The 17,911-nt window shown below is 71.3% G+C and carries 21 protein-coding genes; 12 read left to right on the top strand and 9 right to left on the bottom strand.

What is annotated here, in order from left to right; all coding sequences use genetic code 11:
• Window positions 1-46: 46 nt before the first annotated feature.
• The gene (locus tag ACZ6NZ_RS31135) at window positions 47-625 is read left to right on the top strand and encodes a TetR/AcrR family transcriptional regulator (protein WP_366608678.1); all 579 of its coding nucleotides are present in this window, start codon (window positions 47-49) and stop codon (window positions 623-625) included.
• Window positions 626-653: 28 nt separating this feature from the next.
• Here ACZ6NZ_RS31135 and ACZ6NZ_RS31130 read toward each other — a convergent pair whose 3' ends face one another.
• Complete coding sequence (locus ACZ6NZ_RS31130) at window positions 654-1,298, bottom strand: hypothetical protein (RefSeq protein WP_465861417.1); 645 nt, start codon at window positions 1,296-1,298, stop codon at window positions 654-656.
• Window positions 1,299-1,469: 171 nt separating this feature from the next.
• Here ACZ6NZ_RS31130 and ACZ6NZ_RS31125 point away from each other — a divergent pair, with 171 nt between their 5' ends.
• Both ACZ6NZ_RS31125 and ACZ6NZ_RS31120 read left to right on the top strand, forming a co-directional pair.
• Entirely contained in the window at window positions 1,470-2,180 is a 711-nt protein-coding gene (locus ACZ6NZ_RS31125) for an HAD family hydrolase (RefSeq protein ID WP_465861415.1), read from the top strand.
• A gap of 401 nt (window positions 2,181-2,581) precedes the next feature.
• On the top strand, window positions 2,582-3,382 hold the full coding sequence (locus ACZ6NZ_RS31120; protein WP_465861413.1) for a L,D-transpeptidase family protein: 801 nt from the start codon (window positions 2,582-2,584) through the stop codon (window positions 3,380-3,382).
• 25 nt (window positions 3,383-3,407) lie between these two features.
• Here the strand turns inward: ACZ6NZ_RS31120 and ACZ6NZ_RS31115 are convergent, their stop codons facing one another.
• The 5 genes from ACZ6NZ_RS31115 to ACZ6NZ_RS31095 all read right to left on the bottom strand — a co-directional run bounded on the left by ACZ6NZ_RS31115 (window position 3,408) and on the right by ACZ6NZ_RS31095 (window position 6,223).
• Window positions 3,408-3,683 (bottom strand): hypothetical protein, encoded by a 276-nt coding sequence (locus ACZ6NZ_RS31115; RefSeq protein WP_357230032.1) that lies wholly within the window; start codon window positions 3,681-3,683, stop codon window positions 3,408-3,410.
• A gap of 47 nt (window positions 3,684-3,730) precedes the next feature.
• Window positions 3,731-4,162 carry a RusA family crossover junction endodeoxyribonuclease gene (locus tag ACZ6NZ_RS31110; protein ID WP_465861412.1) on the bottom strand — a complete coding sequence of 144 codons (432 nt, stop codon included), beginning with the start codon at window positions 4,160-4,162 and terminating at the stop codon, window positions 3,731-3,733.
• 185 nt (window positions 4,163-4,347) lie between these two features.
• Entirely contained in the window at window positions 4,348-5,049 is a 702-nt protein-coding gene (locus tag ACZ6NZ_RS31105; RefSeq protein ID WP_465861411.1) for a VOC family protein, read from the bottom strand.
• A gap of 197 nt (window positions 5,050-5,246) precedes the next feature.
• A complete protein-coding gene (locus tag ACZ6NZ_RS31100) occupies window positions 5,247-5,429 on the bottom strand; it encodes a DUF397 domain-containing protein (RefSeq protein WP_396795626.1) in 183 nt (60 codons plus the stop codon).
• Window positions 5,423-6,223 carry a helix-turn-helix domain-containing protein gene (locus tag ACZ6NZ_RS31095; RefSeq protein WP_465861409.1) on the bottom strand — a complete coding sequence of 267 codons (801 nt, stop codon included), beginning with the start codon at window positions 6,221-6,223 and terminating at the stop codon, window positions 5,423-5,425. Before ACZ6NZ_RS31095 ends, ACZ6NZ_RS31100 begins: the two co-directional genes overlap by 7 nt.
• 264 nt (window positions 6,224-6,487) lie before the next feature.
• Here ACZ6NZ_RS31095 and ACZ6NZ_RS31090 point away from each other — a divergent pair, with 264 nt between their 5' ends.
• Window positions 6,488-6,745 carry a flavin reductase gene (locus tag ACZ6NZ_RS31090; RefSeq protein WP_465861408.1) on the top strand — a complete coding sequence of 86 codons (258 nt, stop codon included), beginning with the start codon at window positions 6,488-6,490 and terminating at the stop codon, window positions 6,743-6,745.
• Window positions 6,746-6,916: 171 nt separating this feature from the next.
• Here the strand turns inward: ACZ6NZ_RS31090 and ACZ6NZ_RS31085 are convergent, their stop codons facing one another.
• The gene (locus ACZ6NZ_RS31085; protein ID WP_465861407.1) at window positions 6,917-7,612 is read right to left on the bottom strand and encodes a hypothetical protein; all 696 of its coding nucleotides are present in this window, start codon (window positions 7,610-7,612) and stop codon (window positions 6,917-6,919) included.
• Window positions 7,613-7,615: 3 nt separating this feature from the next.
• A complete protein-coding gene (locus tag ACZ6NZ_RS31080) occupies window positions 7,616-7,996 on the bottom strand; it encodes a PadR family transcriptional regulator (RefSeq protein WP_465861405.1) in 381 nt (126 codons plus the stop codon).
• Window positions 7,997-8,209: 213 nt separating this feature from the next.
• Between ACZ6NZ_RS31080 and ACZ6NZ_RS31075 the strand changes: the two genes are divergently transcribed.
• The 5 genes from ACZ6NZ_RS31075 to malQ all read left to right on the top strand — a co-directional run bounded on the left by ACZ6NZ_RS31075 (window position 8,210) and on the right by malQ (window position 14,938).
• Complete coding sequence (locus ACZ6NZ_RS31075; RefSeq protein WP_465861404.1) at window positions 8,210-9,496, top strand: ABC transporter substrate-binding protein; 1,287 nt, start codon at window positions 8,210-8,212, stop codon at window positions 9,494-9,496.
• On the top strand, window positions 9,493-10,476 hold the full coding sequence (locus ACZ6NZ_RS31070) for a carbohydrate ABC transporter permease (RefSeq protein WP_465861402.1): 984 nt from the start codon (window positions 9,493-9,495) through the stop codon (window positions 10,474-10,476). Before ACZ6NZ_RS31075 ends, ACZ6NZ_RS31070 begins: the two co-directional genes overlap by 4 nt.
• 1 nt (window position 10,477) lies before the next feature.
• Window positions 10,478-11,314, top strand: coding sequence for a carbohydrate ABC transporter permease (locus ACZ6NZ_RS31065; RefSeq protein WP_366608667.1), 837 nt, complete (start codon window positions 10,478-10,480; stop codon window positions 11,312-11,314).
• Window positions 11,315-11,324: 10 nt separating this feature from the next.
• Window positions 11,325-12,533, top strand: a complete 1,209-nt coding sequence (locus ACZ6NZ_RS31060; protein WP_465861400.1) for an ABC transporter ATP-binding protein — start codon at window positions 11,325-11,327, stop codon at window positions 12,531-12,533.
• A 308-nt stretch (window positions 12,534-12,841) separates the two neighbouring features.
• Window positions 12,842-14,938 carry a 4-alpha-glucanotransferase gene (gene malQ / locus ACZ6NZ_RS31055; protein WP_465861398.1) on the top strand — a complete coding sequence of 699 codons (2,097 nt, stop codon included), beginning with the start codon at window positions 12,842-12,844 and terminating at the stop codon, window positions 14,936-14,938.
• On the opposite strand, the gene ACZ6NZ_RS31050 is transcribed toward malQ, so the two are convergent.
• A complete protein-coding gene (locus ACZ6NZ_RS31050) occupies window positions 14,890-15,999 on the bottom strand; it encodes a winged helix DNA-binding domain-containing protein (protein WP_465861397.1) in 1,110 nt (369 codons plus the stop codon). The genes malQ and ACZ6NZ_RS31050 overlap by 49 nt on opposite strands.
• Before the next feature lie 138 nt (window positions 16,000-16,137).
• Between ACZ6NZ_RS31050 and ACZ6NZ_RS31045 the strand changes: the two genes are divergently transcribed.
• From ACZ6NZ_RS31045 to ACZ6NZ_RS31035, 3 genes are all read left to right on the top strand, one after another.
• Window positions 16,138-16,530: a hypothetical protein gene (locus ACZ6NZ_RS31045; RefSeq protein WP_410816193.1), complete on the top strand. Its 393-nt coding sequence runs from the start codon at window positions 16,138-16,140 to the stop codon at window positions 16,528-16,530.
• A 64-nt stretch (window positions 16,531-16,594) separates the two neighbouring features.
• Entirely contained in the window at window positions 16,595-17,353 is a 759-nt protein-coding gene (locus ACZ6NZ_RS31040) for a HipA family kinase (protein WP_465861395.1), read from the top strand.
• Window positions 17,350-17,718 carry a DUF3037 domain-containing protein gene (locus tag ACZ6NZ_RS31035; RefSeq protein ID WP_366608662.1) on the top strand — a complete coding sequence of 123 codons (369 nt, stop codon included), beginning with the start codon at window positions 17,350-17,352 and terminating at the stop codon, window positions 17,716-17,718. Before ACZ6NZ_RS31040 ends, ACZ6NZ_RS31035 begins: the two co-directional genes overlap by 4 nt.
• Window positions 17,719-17,911 lie beyond the last annotated feature (193 nt).

Below are 17,911 nucleotides of genomic sequence, written 5' to 3'. Positions count from 1 at the left end.
TGTCACCGGAGGGCTACGGCAGGTGTGCGCGCTTACGCTCGTGGTCGTGCCCGGACCTGCCGAGAAGGCCACTGAACAGGACCGGCGTGACCTCATCGTCACTGTCGCGCGAGAGTTGGCTGAGACGGAGGGCTGGGCGGGTGTCACCACCCGGCGGCTCGCCGAACGCACCGAGATCGACATGGGCGACATCTACCGGCACTTCGCCGATCTGGAGGCGCTGATCGCCGCGGTCGCGGTGTGCGCCTTCGCCGATCTGGCCGCCGACCTCGCCGAGGCGCACGCGGAGACCACCGGCAGCCCGGAGGGGGTATGGCCGGCGGTCGCGTCCGCGTACCTCGACTTCGCGTACACGAATCCCGAGGTCTATGACGCGATGCTCGCGCTGACCCCCGACCTGGCCCTCGGCGTGGACGGGGTGCCGGCCGCGCCGCGGGCGGTCTTCGCCGAACTGCGGGCGGCCCTGACCCCGCTGGCCGAGGGGCGGGACCCGGACACCCTCGCCGAGGTGGGTTGGAGCCTGCTGCACGGCGTGGTGATGCTCACCCGGGGCGGCCGGCTGCGACCCGAGGGGCAGGAGGACCGCGAGGCGCTGATCGCGCAGCGGTTGCTGCGGTGGCCGTGACCACCGCACGGCCCACAGCCGATCGTGGTCAGTTGAGGGGCTCGCGGTCGGCCGGGCCCTCGTCGGCGAACCGGAACGTGGTGTTCAGCTTCGCGTTGCCCAACTCCTTGAGGATGAGGCCGTTGCCGGGGAGGTGCTGGAGGAACCGGGTCTCGCTGCCGATCGCGTACGTGCCGTCGCCCTTGGCGATGATGGTGAACCGCTGGATCGGGTCGTCCTGGTCGCAGACGGCGACTCCGATGGTCAGTTCGGGTTCGATGTCCAGGCCGTTGACCTGCCAGCAGGACGGATCGTCGTTCGCGGGGTGGCCGTCCTTGGTGCCGAATGCCCTGATGACGTACCGGTCGCCGCCGATCGGTGTCGGTACGAACAGGATGCGACCGCCGGTGTCGCCGCCCTCCTCGAGCCGCCCGCTGATCTCCAACGGTTCCCCCGACCCCCGCACCCGGGTGATCGTGATCTCCCGCTTGCCGGACAGCAGCGGGTCGGTCGCCGCCGCCGCCGACGGGGGCGGCGTCGCTGCCGTGGGCGTCGACGTGCCTGCCACGGCACCCGACGGCGTCGGCGTGCCCGCCGCGGTGCCCGGCGTCGGGTCGGCACCGCCGTGGCACGCCACCAGCGCGCTGGTGCAGGCCAGCATCGCCGCGCCGGTGACCCATTTCATGGTGGCCATGTCGTACTCCTCAACAGCGGTCCCGAACCTGGGCGGGAATCATCATGGATGTCGCGTCCCCATGACGGCGGCCGTGCCGCAACGGTTCACGAAAATCCGGAAGATCTCACATCGATCGCCCGCCTATCCTGTCTCTCGGCCTGGCGGGCGATGGCACGGGGAGGGCATGGCATGACGGTCGGCGTGGCGGCGCGACGGCAGGCACAGGTGTTGATCTTCGATGCGGACGACACGTTGTGGGAGAACAACGTCGTCTTCGAGCGGGTGATCGACGACTTCCTGGGCTGGCTGGACCATCCCACCCTGGACCGGGCCGCGCTGCGGGCCGTCCTCGACGACATCGAGCGGGCCAACGCGGTGGCGCACGGGTACGGCAGCAAGGTCTTCCTGCGCAGCCTGGCGGAGTGCCTGGAGCGGCTGCGGGAGCGGCCGGCCACCGACTCCGAACGTCAGGAGATCGACCGGCTGGCGGTGGCGCTCGTCGAGCACCAGGTGGAGCTGATGCCCGGGGTGGCCGACGCGCTCGACGAGTTGGCCGGCCGGCACGAGTTGCTGCTGCTCACCAAGGGCGACCGCGAGGAGCAGCAGCGCAAGCTGGACGCCTGCGGTCTGCTGCACCACTTCGGGGCGGCGCACATCGTCGCCGAGAAGAACGTCGACACGTACCGGTGGCTGACTCGGGAGCACGGCTTCACGCCGGACGGCGCGTGGATGATCGGCAACTCCCCGAAGTCCGACATCCTGCCGGCCCGGGCCGCCGGGTTGAACGCGGTGTTCATTCCGAACGAGAACACCTGGGTGCTGGAGGACGACGAGCTGGACCCGACCGACGGCGGGGTGCTGCGGCTCGCCGCGTTCCGGGACCTGCTGCGCCACTTCTGACCGTCCCGAAGCCGAACAGCGTCGGCGATCATGGTCGCGTTACGCGAATCTGTCCGATTTTCAGCGTGGGATCAGTCCTGACGCCGGTCGTCCGACACGGCTTGTCCGGCCGGTCGGGGCGCGCCTAACCTGGCCCGGCGCTCCCGGCCCCCCGGGGTGTGTCGGGGCGCGTCGGCGTTCGGCGGGTGAGCACCGTGGAGCTGAGTGCGAAGTGGCTGGCTCACCCCGTTCTGGCGCGTGGCGTCGTGCCACGCCCGCGCGGCGGGGTGCCGGAGCTGTCCGCTTTTCCCGCCGGACGGCCGAGGGTCAGGGCCGGGTAGTTGCGGACCCGGTCCTGACCCGGCCCGCGGATCGTTCGAACGGGGCACACCGCGCGCCGGTTCGACTGTCAGGATGGCGGCATGAAACGCAGATCTCTCTTTCTCGGCGCGGCGGCGGGTCTGGTCGCCCCGGCCGCGCTCGCCCCGGCCGCGCTCGCCCCGGCCGCGCCCGCACTCGCGGCGAGCGGCCCGCTGCGCGCGGGCGCAGCCACGGCCCCGCCGCGGCGACCCCCGCCGATGTGGCAGCCCCAGAACCGGGCCAGCGCGCTGACCACGCTGCCGGCGGAGACGAAGCAGGTGATCGTCGTCGGCGCCAGCAGCTACACCACCACCTACGCCACCCTGGAGGCGTTCGTGCGGGTGCGGAGCACCTGGCAGCCGGCCTCGGCGTCGTTGCCCGCCCGGATCGGCTCGAAGGGCTTCAGCGACAACCACGTGGAGGGTGTGCCGACCACGCCGACCGGCGTCTACTCGATCGGCCCCACCATGTACGGCATCGCCGCCGACCCGGGCGTGCGGTTCCCCTACCACCGGCTGGTCAGCGGTGACTGGTGGAACGAGAACCCGTCGTCGGCGCTCTACAACACCTTCCAGCACAGTGCGACCAACCCGGGTGGGGCCAGCGAGGCACTGTGGCAGGAGGTCCCCGCGTACACGCACTTCGCGGTGATCACCTACAACATGCCGCCGAACGTGTCGAAGCCGGTGCCGAACGCGGGCAGCGGGATCTTCCTGCACCAGTTCAGCACCAGCGCCGGCAACGCCACCGCCGGTTGTGTCTCCCTCGCCCACGATCACCTGGTCGACGTGCTCAACTGGCTGGACCCGGCGCTGTCGCCGAGGATCGTGCTCAGCCCGTACGCCCAGCTCAGCCGATACTGAGAGCCGCTGCGGGAGCCGCTGCGGCTCAGCCTTCCTCGCGTCGGACGATCGCCACCGCCACCCGGCAGAACTCGTCCATGTCCGGGTTGAAGCCGGCCGCGATGTCGGGATGCAACCCGGAGCGGGTCTCCTCCAACAGCCGCTGGCAGACCTGCTCGACCGGCTCGCCGGCGTAGCCGGAGCGGACCCGCTCGGTGGCTGCCTGAAGCGCCGAGGTCAGCTGCTCCTCCAGCGGGCCGCGCAGCTTCTGCTGCACAGGATCGAGCCCGCGGGGGTCGAGCGTGACATGTGGCTCCGACATCGGTGCTCCCTTCGTCGGCGTCCGCGATACCCCACCGCGGACGTCGGTCAAACCCCTGTCGGTACGGCGGCGACCCGCACCTGGTACGAGAACTCCTCAGCCGGCTCCTCGCGGTACGACAGCCGGCGGATCTGCCGGTCGTCGTCGTAGAGGGCGACGTCCACCAGCACACCGAGGTGGGTGAGGCCGATGCTCGACACCCGCTTCTTGTCCTGCAACACCGCGCAGACGCCGCCGAGCAGGGTGCTGGCGTCGGACGTCCGGTGCCCGGGCGGGCAGCGCAACACCAGGTCCACCTCGATCGGCCCGGGCAACGGTGTCCAGCCGGTGCGCTGGGCCGCGGCGAGGGCGGCCTGGAGCAGGGTGCGGACCCTCGTCGCCTGCCGGTGCCCGGCGGCGAAGATGGACAACGCTTCGGTCTTGACCGGTGGCAGGCCGCTCACCTCGAATGTCAGGGCGAGAGCGCGGGTGTCCTGCACGACGGCACCTCCTCGTTGGGACGATCCTGCCGAAACGGGGGAGCGGCGGTGGGACGTTCCCGCGATTACCAACCGATCGGGCAGGCATGGGTCGGCCGGAGGCGTGTCGACGACGGCGGCGAACGCGCCAGCTACGGCGCTAGGAAAACGCTAGCCGACGACGCCCGCGCTCGGTAGTCGGTCGTTCACCCGGTGGGGCGTGGTGCGAAGGCGCAGAACTCGTTGCCCTCGGGGTCGGCCAGCACCCACCACCAGTGCGCCTCGTCGAGCGGCTCGCGCAGCAGCGTCGCGCCCGCCGCGATCAGCGCCATCGGCTCCGGGTCGGCCAGCTCGACGTCCCAGTGCATACGGTTCTTGACCGTCTTGGGCTCATCCACCCCGTCGAAGATCCAGTGGTCCCACGGCAGGCCGGCGGACCCGAGCACCAACGCGTCGGTCGATCCGTGTTCGGCGGTGCCGCCGAGCACGCCGGCCCACCAGGTCGCCTGGGCGGCCGGGTCGAGCGCGTCCACCACCAGCTGAGACGGGCCCGGTCGACTGTCGGCGTCGGCCGCGAGCGCACAGAACTCGTTGCCGTCCGGGTCGGCCAGCACCCACCGGCCGTCGTCGTTCGGCTCGCGGACCAGCCGGGCACCGTCCGCCAGCAACGCCGCCGGGTCCGCACCGGGCAACCGCAGATCCAGGTGTACGCGGGTCCTGCCGACCCGGGGCTCCGGAACCTTGTTCACCCAGATCGACTCTGCGGGTGAGCGGGCCGAGCGGGGGTCCACCCGCGTGTCGTCGTCACCGGCGTCGGCCACGTCCCCGTCGAGCATCCGGGCCCAGAAGGCGCCCAGCGCCAGCGGGTCGTTGGCGTCCAGGCAGAGGTCCTTGAAGCGCGCGATCATCGTGCCAGCATGCCTGGTCCCGAGGGGTACCCGCGCCCGTTGCGGTCTCGGCCCCGGCCAGGCCTGCCGCGATCTTGCACTTACTGTCGCGACTTAGGCGGCATTCCACGCTTTTCGACGACCGAAACTGCAAGATCGGCGCGGTTGGCCGGGCCGCGGGGCCGGGGGCAGGCAGGGGCGGGGTGGGGAAGGGGGGGTTAGTGCTGTTTGGCGTACGTGATGAAGGCTTTCCAAGCTGTTGGGTCGACGTGCAGGGTGCCGCCGTCGCGGTCCTTGGTGTCGCGCACCAGCACCACGCTCGGCAGGTTGTCGGCGACCTCGACGCAGGAGCCGCCGTTGCCGCCGGACCGGGTCGACTTTCGCCACTGTGGAGTCAGCATGCCCATGACTTCGCCACTTCCTTGATCAGCTCGGTTGACTGCCGGCGGGGGAGCGCCTCGTTCCGCACGATCTCCCATGTCTTCGCCAGCTTAGCGACGTCGGTCGACGCGTCAACCACCTGCGCGGTGAGCTGGTTGTCGGCGTGGGCCACCCGCTCGCCGTCCGGCATCTCGGCGATGATGAACTGACCGGCCAGCCCCAGGTACATCCCAGCATCCGTCGGGACGATGTGCACCTGGATATGTTCCGCCACCGCCAACTGGGCCAGGTGCTCGCACTGCTCGACCATGAGGCCCGGCTGGTCGAGCACCGGCCGGCGCAGCACCGCCTCGTCCAGCACGGCGATGAGCTGCGGCGGGCGCGGGCGTTGCAGGATCGCCTGGCGCTCCAGCCGGGAGGCGACGATCCGGTCCACGTCCTCGGGGTCGAACCGGCCACCGGCCAGTGTCGCGCGAGCGTACCGCTCGGTCTGGAGCAGGCCCGGCACGTACGCCAACTCGAACCAGCGCAGCGTGGTCGCCTCCCGCTCGAACTCGATCCACTCGCGAAGCCAGGCCGGCTCGGCGTCGAGCCGGGCCAACCCGTCCAGCATGCGGAGGAAGCGCCCGCCGGTCTGGTGGTGGGTGTCGAGCGCCCTCATGTACTCCTTCGTGGGCGGTCGCCCGCCGGTCTCCACCGAGCTGACGTGTGAACCCGAATAGCCGATGCCTCTGCCGAAATCTTCCTGACTGAGCCCTGTTTCCGCCCGGAGCAGGCGCAACTCCTCCAGCACGTAGTCGGTCACGGTCCCCATCGATTCCCCAACCTTCGCTCAGTGTGGCTCGGCGTGTCCCTCATGGGTGCTCACCTGGACGGCTGAGCTGCACGGATGGCGCGAGCACGTATCGACGGTAGTCGCCTCATCACCAGACTGTCACCAGTGGCGGGTCCGCTGGTGGCCGGAGTGGCGGCGGCAGGCTCTGCACCCGGGGTCGCTCCCGTCTCCCCCTTGCGGGAGCGGCCCCCTCACCCACCTTCAGGAGGACGATGTGCTGAGCCCATCGGTGCGGTGGCGGTGATGGTTGTGGTCCGGCCGCCCGTCCCGCACGTCGCCATGCGCCCGCTCTGGCGGTGCCGCAACTGCGGCCGGGAGTGGCCCTGCCAGCCGGCCAAGCTCGCCCTGCTCACGGAGTATCGGGCCGACCGGACCGCGCTGCTGATCTATCTCGGCACTCTGATGTACGAGGCGACGAACCAGCTCACCCAACTCCATCCGGACCACCCGCCGGCCCGGATGACCGAGCGCTTCCTCTCCTGGGCCAGGGCCCGCGGTTGACGGTCGGCGCGCCGTCGTTCAGCCCGGAAAGTGGATCAGCGGCACCCCGTCGGAGTACCCGGGGCCCTCACTGGTCAGCACCGCGGCGTCGTGGGTCAGGCCCGCCACGGCGGCTGCGGCCAGGTCGGGGCGGCGGGGTCCTGCGCTGCCGAGCTGGCGCTGCTCGTACCCTCAAGCGGGTTTGACTCTGGCGGCGTCAGGGTGCGGGCTGACGGCGGCGGTCCGGGCCTCGCGCAGCGACAAGCGGCGTGCCAGCGCCGCGGCGCCCGCGAGCGCGGCCAGGACCATGGCGATCTCCGCGACCACCACCGGCGGTGCCGTGCTGTAGTCCGTGGCCCAGGCGAAGGCGACAGTGATCGGCGTCATGACGAGGCCCGCCATCGGCATGAGGACGCTCATCAACTGAGCCGTCCGCCGGATCATGGGCAGGTCGCGTAACCGGGTCCGCACCGCGATGACCGCTCCTGTGACGACCACGGCGGCCGGTATGCCGTAGTAGACGGCGACGGCGAGCTGGACCGGTACGTCGATCGAGCGGCGGATGTCGACCATGCGGACGAAGGCCGGGTAGGCCACCATCAGGAGGCCGTAGCCGAGCACGACACCGAGCACCGCGCCGATCAGCGCGGTGCCGAGGACGCGGCCGTAGTCGCCGCGCACCCGTTGGACGCCAGCCTCGTCGGCGAGCCGCCGGGCGAAGCCGGCCACGTCCCCGCCGATCAACTGCGCGGGATCGCCCCCGTCGGCAGCGGCGGCCCGCAGGTCGAGGCGCAGGTCGGCGGCGAGTGTCGCCCGGTCGGCCGAGCCGACCCCGTACCCCCGCCACGCCTGGTCGGCTTCGCCCAGAATGCTGTCGATGGTGTCCATGGGTCAACTCCTCGTGGTGTTGGGCTCGAGCGGGCGGAGAACGGCGTCGACGGTGTCGGTGAAGCGGTCCCACTGTTTCTGCCAGGCATCGAGGTGGATCCGACCGGGCGCGGTCAGCGCGTAGACCTTTCGCGGCGGGCCGGTGGGGCTGACCTGCTGTTCGTGAGCGACAAGGCCGAGTCTGCGCATGCGCGTCAGCAGGGGATAGATGGTGCCGTAGCTGATGGCGCCGAAGCCGGCTGTCTCCATCCGCCGAACCAGCTCGTAGCCGTGCGCTGGCTCGCGTGCCAGCAGCGCTAGCAGGCACATGTCCAGTGCGCCCCGCAGGAGTTGGGTCTGCCGGTCGCCGTCCTCGATGGACTCGCCCTCCGCCGCCGCTATCATGCGGCACATACTACCGGGCTATTCGGCGTCACGATATACCGGCGTGAACATCCGCTGTGACAGCCAGGTTTCGCGGCTTCACGGGTGGGGCAGAGTACCCGCTACAGAGCGTCTGAGCCGGTGTTTCCGCAGCTTGCCGACTCGGAATCGGCTCGCCGTGCGCCGGGGCACGGATGCCCTCCCCGGTCTTTCGCCGAGGAGAGGGGGAGGGCGATGACGGACCCCGAAACGGCTCGACACCGACGCCGGCCGGTAGCACGGCTGGGCGCGGCGGCCGCCGCGCTGGCACTCGTGGCGCCGCTGGCCGCGTGCGGCAGGGACGACGCTGGTGGCCCACCGACGATCAACCTGTACTACCCGCCCGAGCAGAACCTGCAGAAGGTCGTCGACGACTGCAACGCGCAGGCCCAGGGACGCTACGAGATCGCCTACCGGGTGCTGCCCCGGCAGGCCGACGACCAGCGGGTGCAGATGGTGCGCCGGCTGGCCGCCGAGGACGACGGGATGGATCTGCTCGGGCTGGACGTCACCTGGACCCAGGAGTTCGCCAGCGCCGACTGGATCCGCGAGTGGACCGGCCAGGACAAGGCCGAGGTCGAGCAGGGCACGCTCGCCGGGCCGTTGGACACCGCCCGCTACCAGGACAAGTTGTACGCGGCACCGAAGAACACCAACGTCCAGCTGCTCTGGTACCGCAAGGACCTGGTGCCGCAGCCGCCGACCACCTGGGACCAGATGATCAGCGCGGCCCAGCAGCTCAAGGACCAGGGCAAGCCGTACCAGGTGCTCACCATGGGCGCGCAGTACGAGGGTCTGGTCGTCCTCTACAACACCCTCGCCGAAAGCGCTGGCGGGAAGATCCTCAACGACGACGGCACGAAGGCCGAGATGGACGAGGGCACGGTCCGGGCGTTGGAGCAGCTGAAGAAGTTCGCCACGTCGGGCGTGACGTCGCCGTCGTTCAGCAACGCCACCGAGGACCCCGTTCGGCTGGAGTTCCAGTCCGGCGCGGGCGCGTTCCAGGTGAACTGGCCGTTCGTCTACCCGGCTCTGCAGGAGGCGAACCCGGACCTGGCCAAGCAGGTCGGCTGGGCCCGGATCCCGGGCATCGACGAGGGCACCCCCAGCAAGGTCACCATCGGTGGGGTCAACCTGGCGGTCAGCTCCTACTCCACGCACCCGGAGCAGTCCTTCGAGGCGGCCCGGTGCATCCGCAGCGCCGAGCACCAGAAGTTCTCCGCCATCAACGACGGTGTGCCGCCGACCATCGAGGCGGTCTTCGACGACCCGGAGATGGCCGAGGCGTACCCGATGAAGGACACCATCCTGGAGGAGCTGAAGGAACCGGCGACGCGTCCGCTGACCCCCGCCTACCAGAGCATCTCCACAGTGATGTCGGCGATCCTGTCGCCGCCGTCCGGCATCCGCCCGCAGCAGACCGCCGACGAGCTGCGCGACGCCATCGCCGACGCCCTCCAGTCCAAGGGGGTCCTGCCGTGAGTATCAACGCCAGCCCGACCGGCGCCGAGGTCGCCGCCGAGGAAACCCAGCGGCCCGCCTCCGTACCGAAGCAACGCGGCGGCCGTGGTAAGCCGCCGTTGAGCGAGAACAAGAAGGCCGAACGCCGGCTCGGTCTGCTGCTCTGCGCGCCGGCCGCGCTGGTCATGATCGCGGTGACCGCGTACCCGATCATCTACTCGGTCTGGCTGTCGTTGCAGCGCTTCGACCTGCGCTTCCCCGACCAGCGTGAGTTCATCGGGCTGGAGAACTACGTCACCGTGCTCACCAACGAGTTCTGGTGGACGGCGTTCGGGGTGACCGCGCTGATCACGGTGGTCACCGTCGCCGTCGAGCTGGTGCTCGGCATGGGCCTGGCGATCATCATGCACCGCACCATCGTCGGGCGCGGTCTGGTCCGCACCTCGGCGCTGATCCCGTACGGGATCGTCACGGTGGTCGCCGCGTTCTCCTGGCGGTACGCCTGGACGCCCGGTACCGGCTACCTGGCCGACCTGTTCAGCGACGGCGCGCCGCTCACCGAGCGGGCCAGCTCCCTGGCGATCATCATGCTGGCCGAGATCTGGAAGACCACCCCGTTCATGGCGCTGCTGCTGATGGCCGGGCTGGCGCTGGTCCCGGAGGACCTGCTCAAGGCGGCCTCCACCGACGGCGCGACCGCCTGGCAGAAGTTCACCAAGGTGATGCTGCCGGTGATGAAGCCGGCGATCCTGGTCGCGTTGCTGTTCCGCACCCTGGACGCGTTCCGGGTCTTCGACAACATCTTCGTGTTGACCGCCGGAGGCAACGAGACCTCGTCGGTGTCGATGCTCGCCTACAACAACCTGATCCGGGGTCTCAACCTCGGCATCGGCTCGACGATGTCGGTGCTGATCTTCATCACCGTGGCGATCATCGCCTTCGTCTTCGTGAAGCTGTTCGGCACCGCTGCCCCGGGCAGCGACGACGGGGAGAGGCGCTGACATGGCTGTCGAAACCACGACCAGGGCAAAGCTGCGCTGGGGTCTGCTCGATGTCCTCGTGGTCGTCTTCGCGCTGGTCCCGGTGCTGTGGATCGCGTCGCTGTCGTTCAAGACGCCGGCGACCCTCACCGACGGGAACTTCATCCCCCGGGAGTGGACGCTGGACAACTACCGGACCATCTTCGACACCGACCAGTTCGTCCGGGCGCTGGTCAACTCGATCGGCATCGCGCTGATCGCCACGCTGATCGCGGTGGTGCTCGGCGCGATGGCCGCGTACGCGATCAGCCGGCTGGACTTCCCCGGAAAGAAGCTGCTGGTCGGCGTCTCCCTGCTGATCGCGATGTTCCCGCAGGTGTCACTGGTGTCGCCGCTGTTCGAGATCGAGCGACAGCTGGGGATCTTCGACACCTGGCCGGGGCTGATCCTGCCGTACATCACCTTCGCGCTGCCGCTGGCGATCTACACGCTCTCGGCGTTCTTCAAGCAGATCCCGTGGGACCTGGAGAAGGCCGCGAAGATGGACGGCGCCACCCAGGGGCAGGCGTTCCGGCGGGTGATCGCGCCACTGGCCGCACCCGGGCTGTTCACCACGGCGATCCTGGTCTTCATCTTCTGCTGGAACGACTTCCTGTTCGCGATCTCGCTGACCTCGACCGAGCGGTCCCGCACGGTGCCGGCCGCGCTGTCGTTCTTCACCGGAGCGTCGCAGTTCGAGGACCCCACCGGGGCGATCTGCGCCGCCGCCGTGGTGATCACCGTTCCGATCATCCTGTTCGTTCTCTTCTTCCAGCGTCGCATCGTGTCCGGTCTGACCTCCGGCGCGGTCAAGGGATAGGTGGGTAGTCATGGCTGACATCGTGCTGGACAAGGTGAGCAAGAGCTTCCCGGACGGGACCGTCGCCGTGCAGGACGTCGACCTGGAGATCGCCGACGGCGAGTTCGTGATCCTGGTCGGGCCCTCGGGCTGCGGCAAGTCCACCACCCTCAACATGATCGCCGGGCTGGAGGACATCAGCTCCGGTGAGCTGCGCATCGCCGGGCAGCGGGTCAACGACAAGGCCCCCCGGGACCGGGACATCGCCATGGTGTTCCAGTCGTACGCGCTGTACCCCAACATGACGGTGCGGGAGAACATGGCGTTCCCGCTGCGCCTGGCGAAGCTCGACAAGGAGACCATCGACCGCAAGGTCGACGAGGCGGCGAAGGTGCTGGAGTTGACCTCGCTGCTGGACCGCAAGCCGGCCAACCTCTCCGGTGGCCAGCGTCAGCGGGTGGCGATGGGCCGGGCGATCGTCCGCCAGCCGAAGGCGTTCCTGATGGACGAGCCGTTGTCCAATCTCGACGCCAAGCTGCGGGTGCAGATGCGTACCGTGGTGTCCCGCCTGCAGAAGCAGCTCGGCACCACCACCGTCTACGTCACCCACGACCAGACCGAGGCGATGACCCTCGGCGACCGCGTGGTGATCATGCGCGGGGGCGCGGTGCAGCAGGTCGGGCCGCCGCAGGAGCTGTACGACCACCCCAAGAACCTCTTCGTGGCCGGCTTCATCGGCTCGCCGTCGATGAACTTCCTGCACGCCGCCGTGCAGGACGGCGAGCTGCACACCGCCCTGGGCACCGTGCCGATCGGTGACCGGGTCCGCCGGGAGCTGGAGGCGGCCGACGCGCCCCGCGAGCTGATCCTCGGCATCCGGCCCGAGCACTTCGAGGACGCCGAACTGGTCGACGACGACACCCGTCGGCGGGGGATGGAGTTCGAGGCGCCGGTGGACATCGTCGAGTCGATGGGCTCGGACAAGTACGTCTACTTCACCGTCGAGGGGGAGAAGGCCAGCGCCGCCGAGCTGGAGGAGTTGGCCGCCGACGCCGGCGCCGCCGACTTCGCCGGTGCCGGTGGCAACCTGGTGACCCGGTTGTCCGCCGAGTCCCCGGTCGCCGAGGGGCAGACGCGGCGGGTCTGGTTCAACCTGGAGAAGATCCACCTGTTCGACCCGGCCAACGGCCGCAACCTGACCCTGCAGGAGGGCCGAGCCGCCGGCGCCCTAGCCGACTAACAACCCTCCCCGCGCCCCCGCCCTTCCCCGCGCCCCCGCCCTTCCCCGCGCCCCCGCGCGCCGTTCTCCGCGCGCTCCTTCACGCGCCGATCTTGCACTTTCGGTTGTCGATACAGGTGGGAATGCCCCTTGTGTCGGGACAGAAAGTGCAAGATCGGCGGTGCGGTGTGGTGCGCGGCGCGGCGCGCGGGCGGGGCGAGGTGCGCGGGCGCGCGGGGGCGCGCGGGGGCGGGGTGGGGTGCGTGTTCTGCGGGGTGGGGGTGGGCGTGGGAAGGTGGTCTCGGGTCGCGTTGTGGAGCGGGGGGCGCATGGACCGACGATTGGCCGCGCTGGCCAACGCGCACGGTGTTTCCACCTGGTACGAGGACTGGCGGCACCGCCGTGTCGAGGTCGCACCGCGGACAGTGGTGGGTGTGCTGGGGCTGCTCGGCGTGGACGCCACCAGCCCGGCGGCGATCGCCGACGCGCTCGCCGCCGCCCGTGCGGTCGACCGGAACGCCCTTCCGGACACGGTCGTGCTCACCCACGGTCGCGGCCGGGCGCTGCCCGGCCCGGGGATGGTGACCCTGGAGGACGGTGGCCGTCGCGCGGTCGACGGTGAGCTGCCGGCGGACCTGCCGCTGGGTTGGCACCGGCTGGCCTGTGCCGACCGGGAGGTGACACTGGTGGTGGTGCCGCGTCGGCTGCCGGTGCCGCCGTCCAGCTGGGGGTGGATGCTCCAGCTGTACGCGCTCACGTCGGAGCGTTCCTGGGGCATGGGAGACCTCGGTGATCTCGCCGAGTTCACCGGGTGGGCCGGTGCCACCGGGGCCGGGCTGGTGCTGCTCAACCCGCTGCACGCGGTCGGGCCGGCGCACCCGGTGGCCACCTCACCGTATTCGCCGGCCAGTCGACGCTTCGTCAATCCGCTCTATCTACGGGTCAGCGACACCGCCGCGTACCGGGCGGCGGACCCGGCCACCCGGGCGGTGGTCGACGCGCTGCGCCCCGACCGCGGGTCCCTGATCGACTATGACGAGGTGTGGGCCGCCAAGCGGAGCGCGCTGGAGTTGCTGCACCCGTACGCCCAGCCGGTGGACCTTGCGGCGGACCCGGCGCTGACCAGCTTCGCCACCTGGTGCGCGCTCGCCGAGCGGCATGGCAACGACTGGCGGGCCTGGCCGGCGGAACTGCACCACCCGGACGCGCCGGCGGTCGCCGAGCAGCGTCGGCGTCTCGCCGACCGGGTCACCTTCCACGCCTGGCTGCAACACCTCTGCGACGAGCAGCTCGACGCCGTCACGGCGGCGGCCCGCGAGGCGGGGATGCCGGTCGGTGTCGTGCACGATCTGGCTGTCGGCATCGACCCGGGCGGCGCGGACGGGTGGCAGCTCGCCGACGTGCTGGCCCAGGGGGTGCGGGTCGGCGCGCCACCGGACGACTTCAACCAGCTCGGCCAGGACTGGGGGCTCGCCGCGTGGCGCCCGGACCGCCTCGCCGCCACCGGTTACGCCGCCTACCGGGACATGCTGCGCCGCGTCCTGCGGCACGCGGGTGGCCTGCGGGTCGACCACGTCGCCGGTCTGTGGCGACTGTGGTGGGTGCCGCCGGGCGGCGGCGCTGCCGAGGGCACCTACGTGCGCTACGACGCCGAGGCGATGCTCGGCATCCTCGCGTTGGAGGCGCACCGGGCCGGCGCGGTGGTGGTCGGTGAGGATCTCGGCACGGTCCAACCGGCGGTGACCCGAGGGTTGCGGGGGCGCAACATGCTCGGCTCGACGGTGCTGTGGTTCGCACGCGACGAGGCCGGGGACTTCGTCCCGCCGGCCCGGTGGCCGCGCAACGCCCTCGCCACCATCTCCACCCACGACCTGCCCACCGCGCCGGGCTTCCTGACCGGTGAGCACGTGCGGGTGCGCGACGAGCTGAAGCTGCTCAGCACCGACGTGGCGGTGGAGCGGGCCCGCGCCGCCGCCGACCGGGACCGGCTGCTGGGCATGTTGCGTGCCGAGAATCTGCTGCCCGAGCCGACTCCGCGGCCACCGTCCGTCACTGTCGCCTCCGCGGGTGCAGAGCAAAGGACGGATTCCGGTTCGGCGCTGCCCGACGCGGGCGCGGCACCCGACGACGGCGAGGTGGTGGTGGCGATGCACGCAGCACTCGCGGCCAGCCCGACCCGGCTGCTCGGCGTCTCCCTCTACGACGTGCTGGGCGAGGTGCGCCAACCCAACATGCCGGGCACCGTCGACGAGTATCCGAACTGGCGGCTGCCGCTGCCGGCCAGCGTGGCGCAGATCCGCGCGGACCCCCGGGTGGCCCGGATCGTCGACCTGCTCAGCGCCGCCCGCCCACGACCGGCCGACCCGTCGCCGCCGGGTCAGGTCAGCCAGTCGAAGCGGGCTGGCAGCCCGAGGAATTCGGCGTAGCGCCCGAGCGCCTGCTCCGCCCGGGCCCGCGCGGCGGCGTCGAGCGTGGTGAGCGGCTGGACCGTCACGGTGACCGCCGTGCGGCCGATCTTGCGTTTCCACACGCCCACCACCCGGCCGGCGCGGACGACTGTGGCCTGGAAGATGCCGTTGTTGCCCGGCACGACGGCCGCCTGGTGAGCGGGGTCGAGCATCAACGTGCGGTCGCGGTAGCCGAGCAGGTACTCGTCGAAGCCGGGCAGCGCCAACACGTCGTCCGGCGCGGTGCGGGGCGCGTCGGCCAGGGCCGCGTCGACGTACATCGCGGTGCCGTCGACGCGTACCGTGCTCAGCGCGTCGTCGGCGGCGGCCAGTCCGCGCCGGGCGTCGGTCACTGTGAGGCCGCTCCACCCGGCGAACTCGCGGTCGGTGACCGGGCCGTGCCCGCGGACGTAGCGGTGGGCGAGCAGGGCCAGCGCCTCGTCCCGCTCCAGCCGCTGGGACGTGGGCGCCCACTCGTCGAGCAGGGCGAAGGTCTGCTCGGTGCCGACGTTCGGCGCCACGCAGGTCACGCCGCGCGTGCTCGCATACCACAGCAGGTGGTAGCCACGTTGCCCGTCGGTGCCCAGGCCGGCCGCCCGCAGGGTGGCAAGGCACTGCGCGCGGGTGAGTCGACCGCCGCCGGCCAACGCGGTGCCGAGGACGTCGACCGCCCGGTCCGCGTCGGCCTCGCTCAGCCCGAGCTGCGCCCGCCGGGTCGCCGCGCCGGCCAGGGATCGTACGCCCGTCAGCTCCAGCATCCAGCGGGCATCGGCGGACGGAACGAGGTGCACGGTGCCCCGCATCGGCCAGGTGCGCAGCGCCTCACGCCGCTCCAACGCCGCCTGCACGTCGGTCACGCCGCGACCGGGCAGCCGGGCGCCCAGCGACCACAGCCCGCTGGCCAGATCCTGTGCCTGCATCGCGCCGAACCACTCGACCACCTCGGCGACGGTGCCGGGGCGGGTGCTCGGGTGCGGGCGCAGCAGCAGGCTGGTCATCCGCAGCGCCAGCGCGTCGGCCGCGCCGAGGTCGACAGGCATCCTGCGCTCCTTTTCGTGGCCGGGCGGCCAGCCTAGGCCCGCGCGCCGACACTCCTGCTGGTGGGAGGCGTAACGGCGGTCGGCGGGGGAATGCGGCTCGCCGGAAGTACGCGCGCCGCGCGTACGGAAGGGAATCTCATGACTGCCGCAAGCGAGCCGGCGCGGGGCGCCGGCGTGACGGCCGGGTCCCGCGGCCATCGCGGGGACGCCCGCGCGAAGACGAGCGCCGCCGCGACCTTCGCCCTGGTGTTCGGGGTGGCCGCTCTGTTCAGCGTGTTGACGGCGATCCTCGCCTGGCTGGGGTTGGTGCTCGGCATCATCGGGATCATCCTGGGCATCGTCGGCCTCAAGATGGCGCGTCGACCCGGGGTCACCGGTCGTGGCGTGTCGATCGGCGGCCTGGTGCTCAGCATCCTGGCCGTGCTGATCGGGCTCGGCCTGGCCGCGGGTATCACCACGTTCGTCAACAACGAGAACGCGGTGGACCGCCTGCAGACCCAGGTCGACAAGCTGCGCGACAAGATCGACTGACCCGCGCGTGCCGGTCTGGGCCGGCCCGCCACCCGTCCCGGCCGGCCACAGTAGGGTGGGCGGCGTGCTCCGCCAGGTCACCGCGATCCGTTACGTCACCCCGCTGCGCGAGGGTGGGTCGCTGCCGGGCGTGGTGGAGGCCGACGACCTGGGCACCTACGTGGCGAAGTTCCGAGGCGCCGGGCAGGGGCCCAAGGCGCTGATCGCCGAGGTGATCTGCGGTGAGCTGGCGCGACGGCTGGGGTTACGGGTGCCGCCGCTGGTGGTCCTCGACGTCGACCCGGTGATCGGGCGGGCCGAGCCCGACCAGGAGGTGCAGGAGCTGCTGCGCAGCAGCGGCGGCGCCAACCTCGGGATGGACTTCCTCCCCGGTGCGCTGGGCTTCGACCCGGTGGCCCACCCGGTCGACCCGACGCTGGCCTCCCGGGTGCTCTGGTTCGACGCGTACGTGGAGAACGTCGACCGGAGCTGGCGCAACCCGAACCTGCTGGTCTGGCACCGGGAGCTGTGGCTCATCGACCACGGCGCCTCGCTGTACTTCCACCACAACTGGCCGCGCGCCGAGGCCGCCGTGCACCGGGCCTACCGCGCGGAGGACCACGTGCTGGCGCCGTACGCGTCGAGGCTGGCCGAGGCCGACGCCGAGCTGGCCCCCCAGGTCACCCCGGAGCTGCTCACCGAGGTGCTGGCCCAGGTGCCGGGGGAGTGGTTGACCGCCGCCGACTTCGAGACGGCCGACGCCGCGCGCGGCGCGTACCTGGATCACCTGTCCCGCCGGGTCGCCCGCACGGCCGACTGGCTGCCATCGGGGAGCGGGGCATGAGGCAACCCTTCGAGTACGCGCTGATCCGGCTCGTGCCCCGCATCGAGCGCGGTGAGCAGATCAACGTCGGGGTGTTGCTCTACTGCCAGCAGCGCGACTTCCTGGCCGCGCGCACGCACCTGGACGCCGACCGGGTGCGCGCACTGGCGCCCGACGTCGACCTGCCGGCGGTGGCCGCGGTGCTCGACTCCTGGGACCGGACCTGCTCCGGTGACGGGCCGGCGACCCGGATGCGCCTCGGTGAGCGGTTCCACTGGCTGGCCGCGCCGCGTAGCACGATGATCCAGACCGGGCCGGTGCACACCGGTCTCACCGCCGACCCGGCTGCCGAGCTGGACCGGTTGATGGCGACCCTGGTCCGCTGAGCCGGAGCGTGGGAGTGCTGATCGTCCCCTGATCGCGCTACGCCAGCGCCGTTGCTGGCGGAGCGCGATCCCCCGTTCAGGTGCCCGGTGCGGGGCGGCGGCTCGATCCCGCCGGCACCGATGGCACCAGGATCGTCGTCCGGGCGTGGCGGCGGGCCGGAACGACCGGGAAGTTGCGGAAAACTTGAGCCGG

Source organism: Micromonospora sp. NPDC047756, assembly GCF_055587245.1.
Note: the sequence above shows the minus strand (reverse complement) of the source record. Positions and strands in the feature narration are given on the sequence as shown.

Excerpts from the sequence above, each read along its gene's own strand:
- ACZ6NZ_RS31100 (WP_396795626.1), bottom strand. The coding sequence starts at position 5,429 with ATGCTGACTCCACAGTGGCGAAAGTCGACCCGGTCCGGCGGCAACGGC.
- ACZ6NZ_RS31065 (WP_366608667.1), top strand. The coding sequence starts at position 10,478 with ATGGCTGTCGAAACCACGACCAGGGCAAAGCTGCGCTGGGGTCTGCTC.
- ACZ6NZ_RS31095 (WP_465861409.1), bottom strand. The coding sequence starts at position 6,223 with ATGGGGACCGTGACCGACTACGTGCTGGAGGAGTTGCGCCTGCTCCGG.
- ACZ6NZ_RS31115 (WP_357230032.1), bottom strand. The coding sequence starts at position 3,683 with ATGTCGGAGCCACATGTCACGCTCGACCCCCGCGGGCTCGATCCTGTG.
- ACZ6NZ_RS31080 (WP_465861405.1), bottom strand. The coding sequence starts at position 7,996 with ATGATAGCGGCGGCGGAGGGCGAGTCCATCGAGGACGGCGACCGGCAG.
- ACZ6NZ_RS31130 (WP_465861417.1), bottom strand. The coding sequence starts at position 1,298 with ATGGCCACCATGAAATGGGTCACCGGCGCGGCGATGCTGGCCTGCACC.
- ACZ6NZ_RS31090 (WP_465861408.1), top strand. The coding sequence starts at position 6,488 with ATGGTTGTGGTCCGGCCGCCCGTCCCGCACGTCGCCATGCGCCCGCTC.
- ACZ6NZ_RS31085 (WP_465861407.1), bottom strand. The coding sequence starts at position 7,612 with ATGGACACCATCGACAGCATTCTGGGCGAAGCCGACCAGGCGTGGCGG.
- ACZ6NZ_RS31060 (WP_465861400.1), top strand. The coding sequence starts at position 11,325 with ATGGCTGACATCGTGCTGGACAAGGTGAGCAAGAGCTTCCCGGACGGG.
- ACZ6NZ_RS31045 (WP_410816193.1), top strand. The coding sequence starts at position 16,138 with ATGACTGCCGCAAGCGAGCCGGCGCGGGGCGCCGGCGTGACGGCCGGG.
- malQ (WP_465861398.1), top strand. The coding sequence starts at position 12,842 with ATGGACCGACGATTGGCCGCGCTGGCCAACGCGCACGGTGTTTCCACC.
- ACZ6NZ_RS31035 (WP_366608662.1), top strand. The coding sequence starts at position 17,350 with ATGAGGCAACCCTTCGAGTACGCGCTGATCCGGCTCGTGCCCCGCATC.
- ACZ6NZ_RS31120 (WP_465861413.1), top strand. The coding sequence starts at position 2,582 with ATGAAACGCAGATCTCTCTTTCTCGGCGCGGCGGCGGGTCTGGTCGCC.
- ACZ6NZ_RS31105 (WP_465861411.1), bottom strand. The coding sequence starts at position 5,049 with ATGATCGCGCGCTTCAAGGACCTCTGCCTGGACGCCAACGACCCGCTG.
- ACZ6NZ_RS31050 (WP_465861397.1), bottom strand. The coding sequence starts at position 15,999 with ATGCCTGTCGACCTCGGCGCGGCCGACGCGCTGGCGCTGCGGATGACC.
- ACZ6NZ_RS31125 (WP_465861415.1), top strand. The coding sequence starts at position 1,470 with ATGACGGTCGGCGTGGCGGCGCGACGGCAGGCACAGGTGTTGATCTTC.
- ACZ6NZ_RS31075 (WP_465861404.1), top strand. The coding sequence starts at position 8,210 with ATGACGGACCCCGAAACGGCTCGACACCGACGCCGGCCGGTAGCACGG.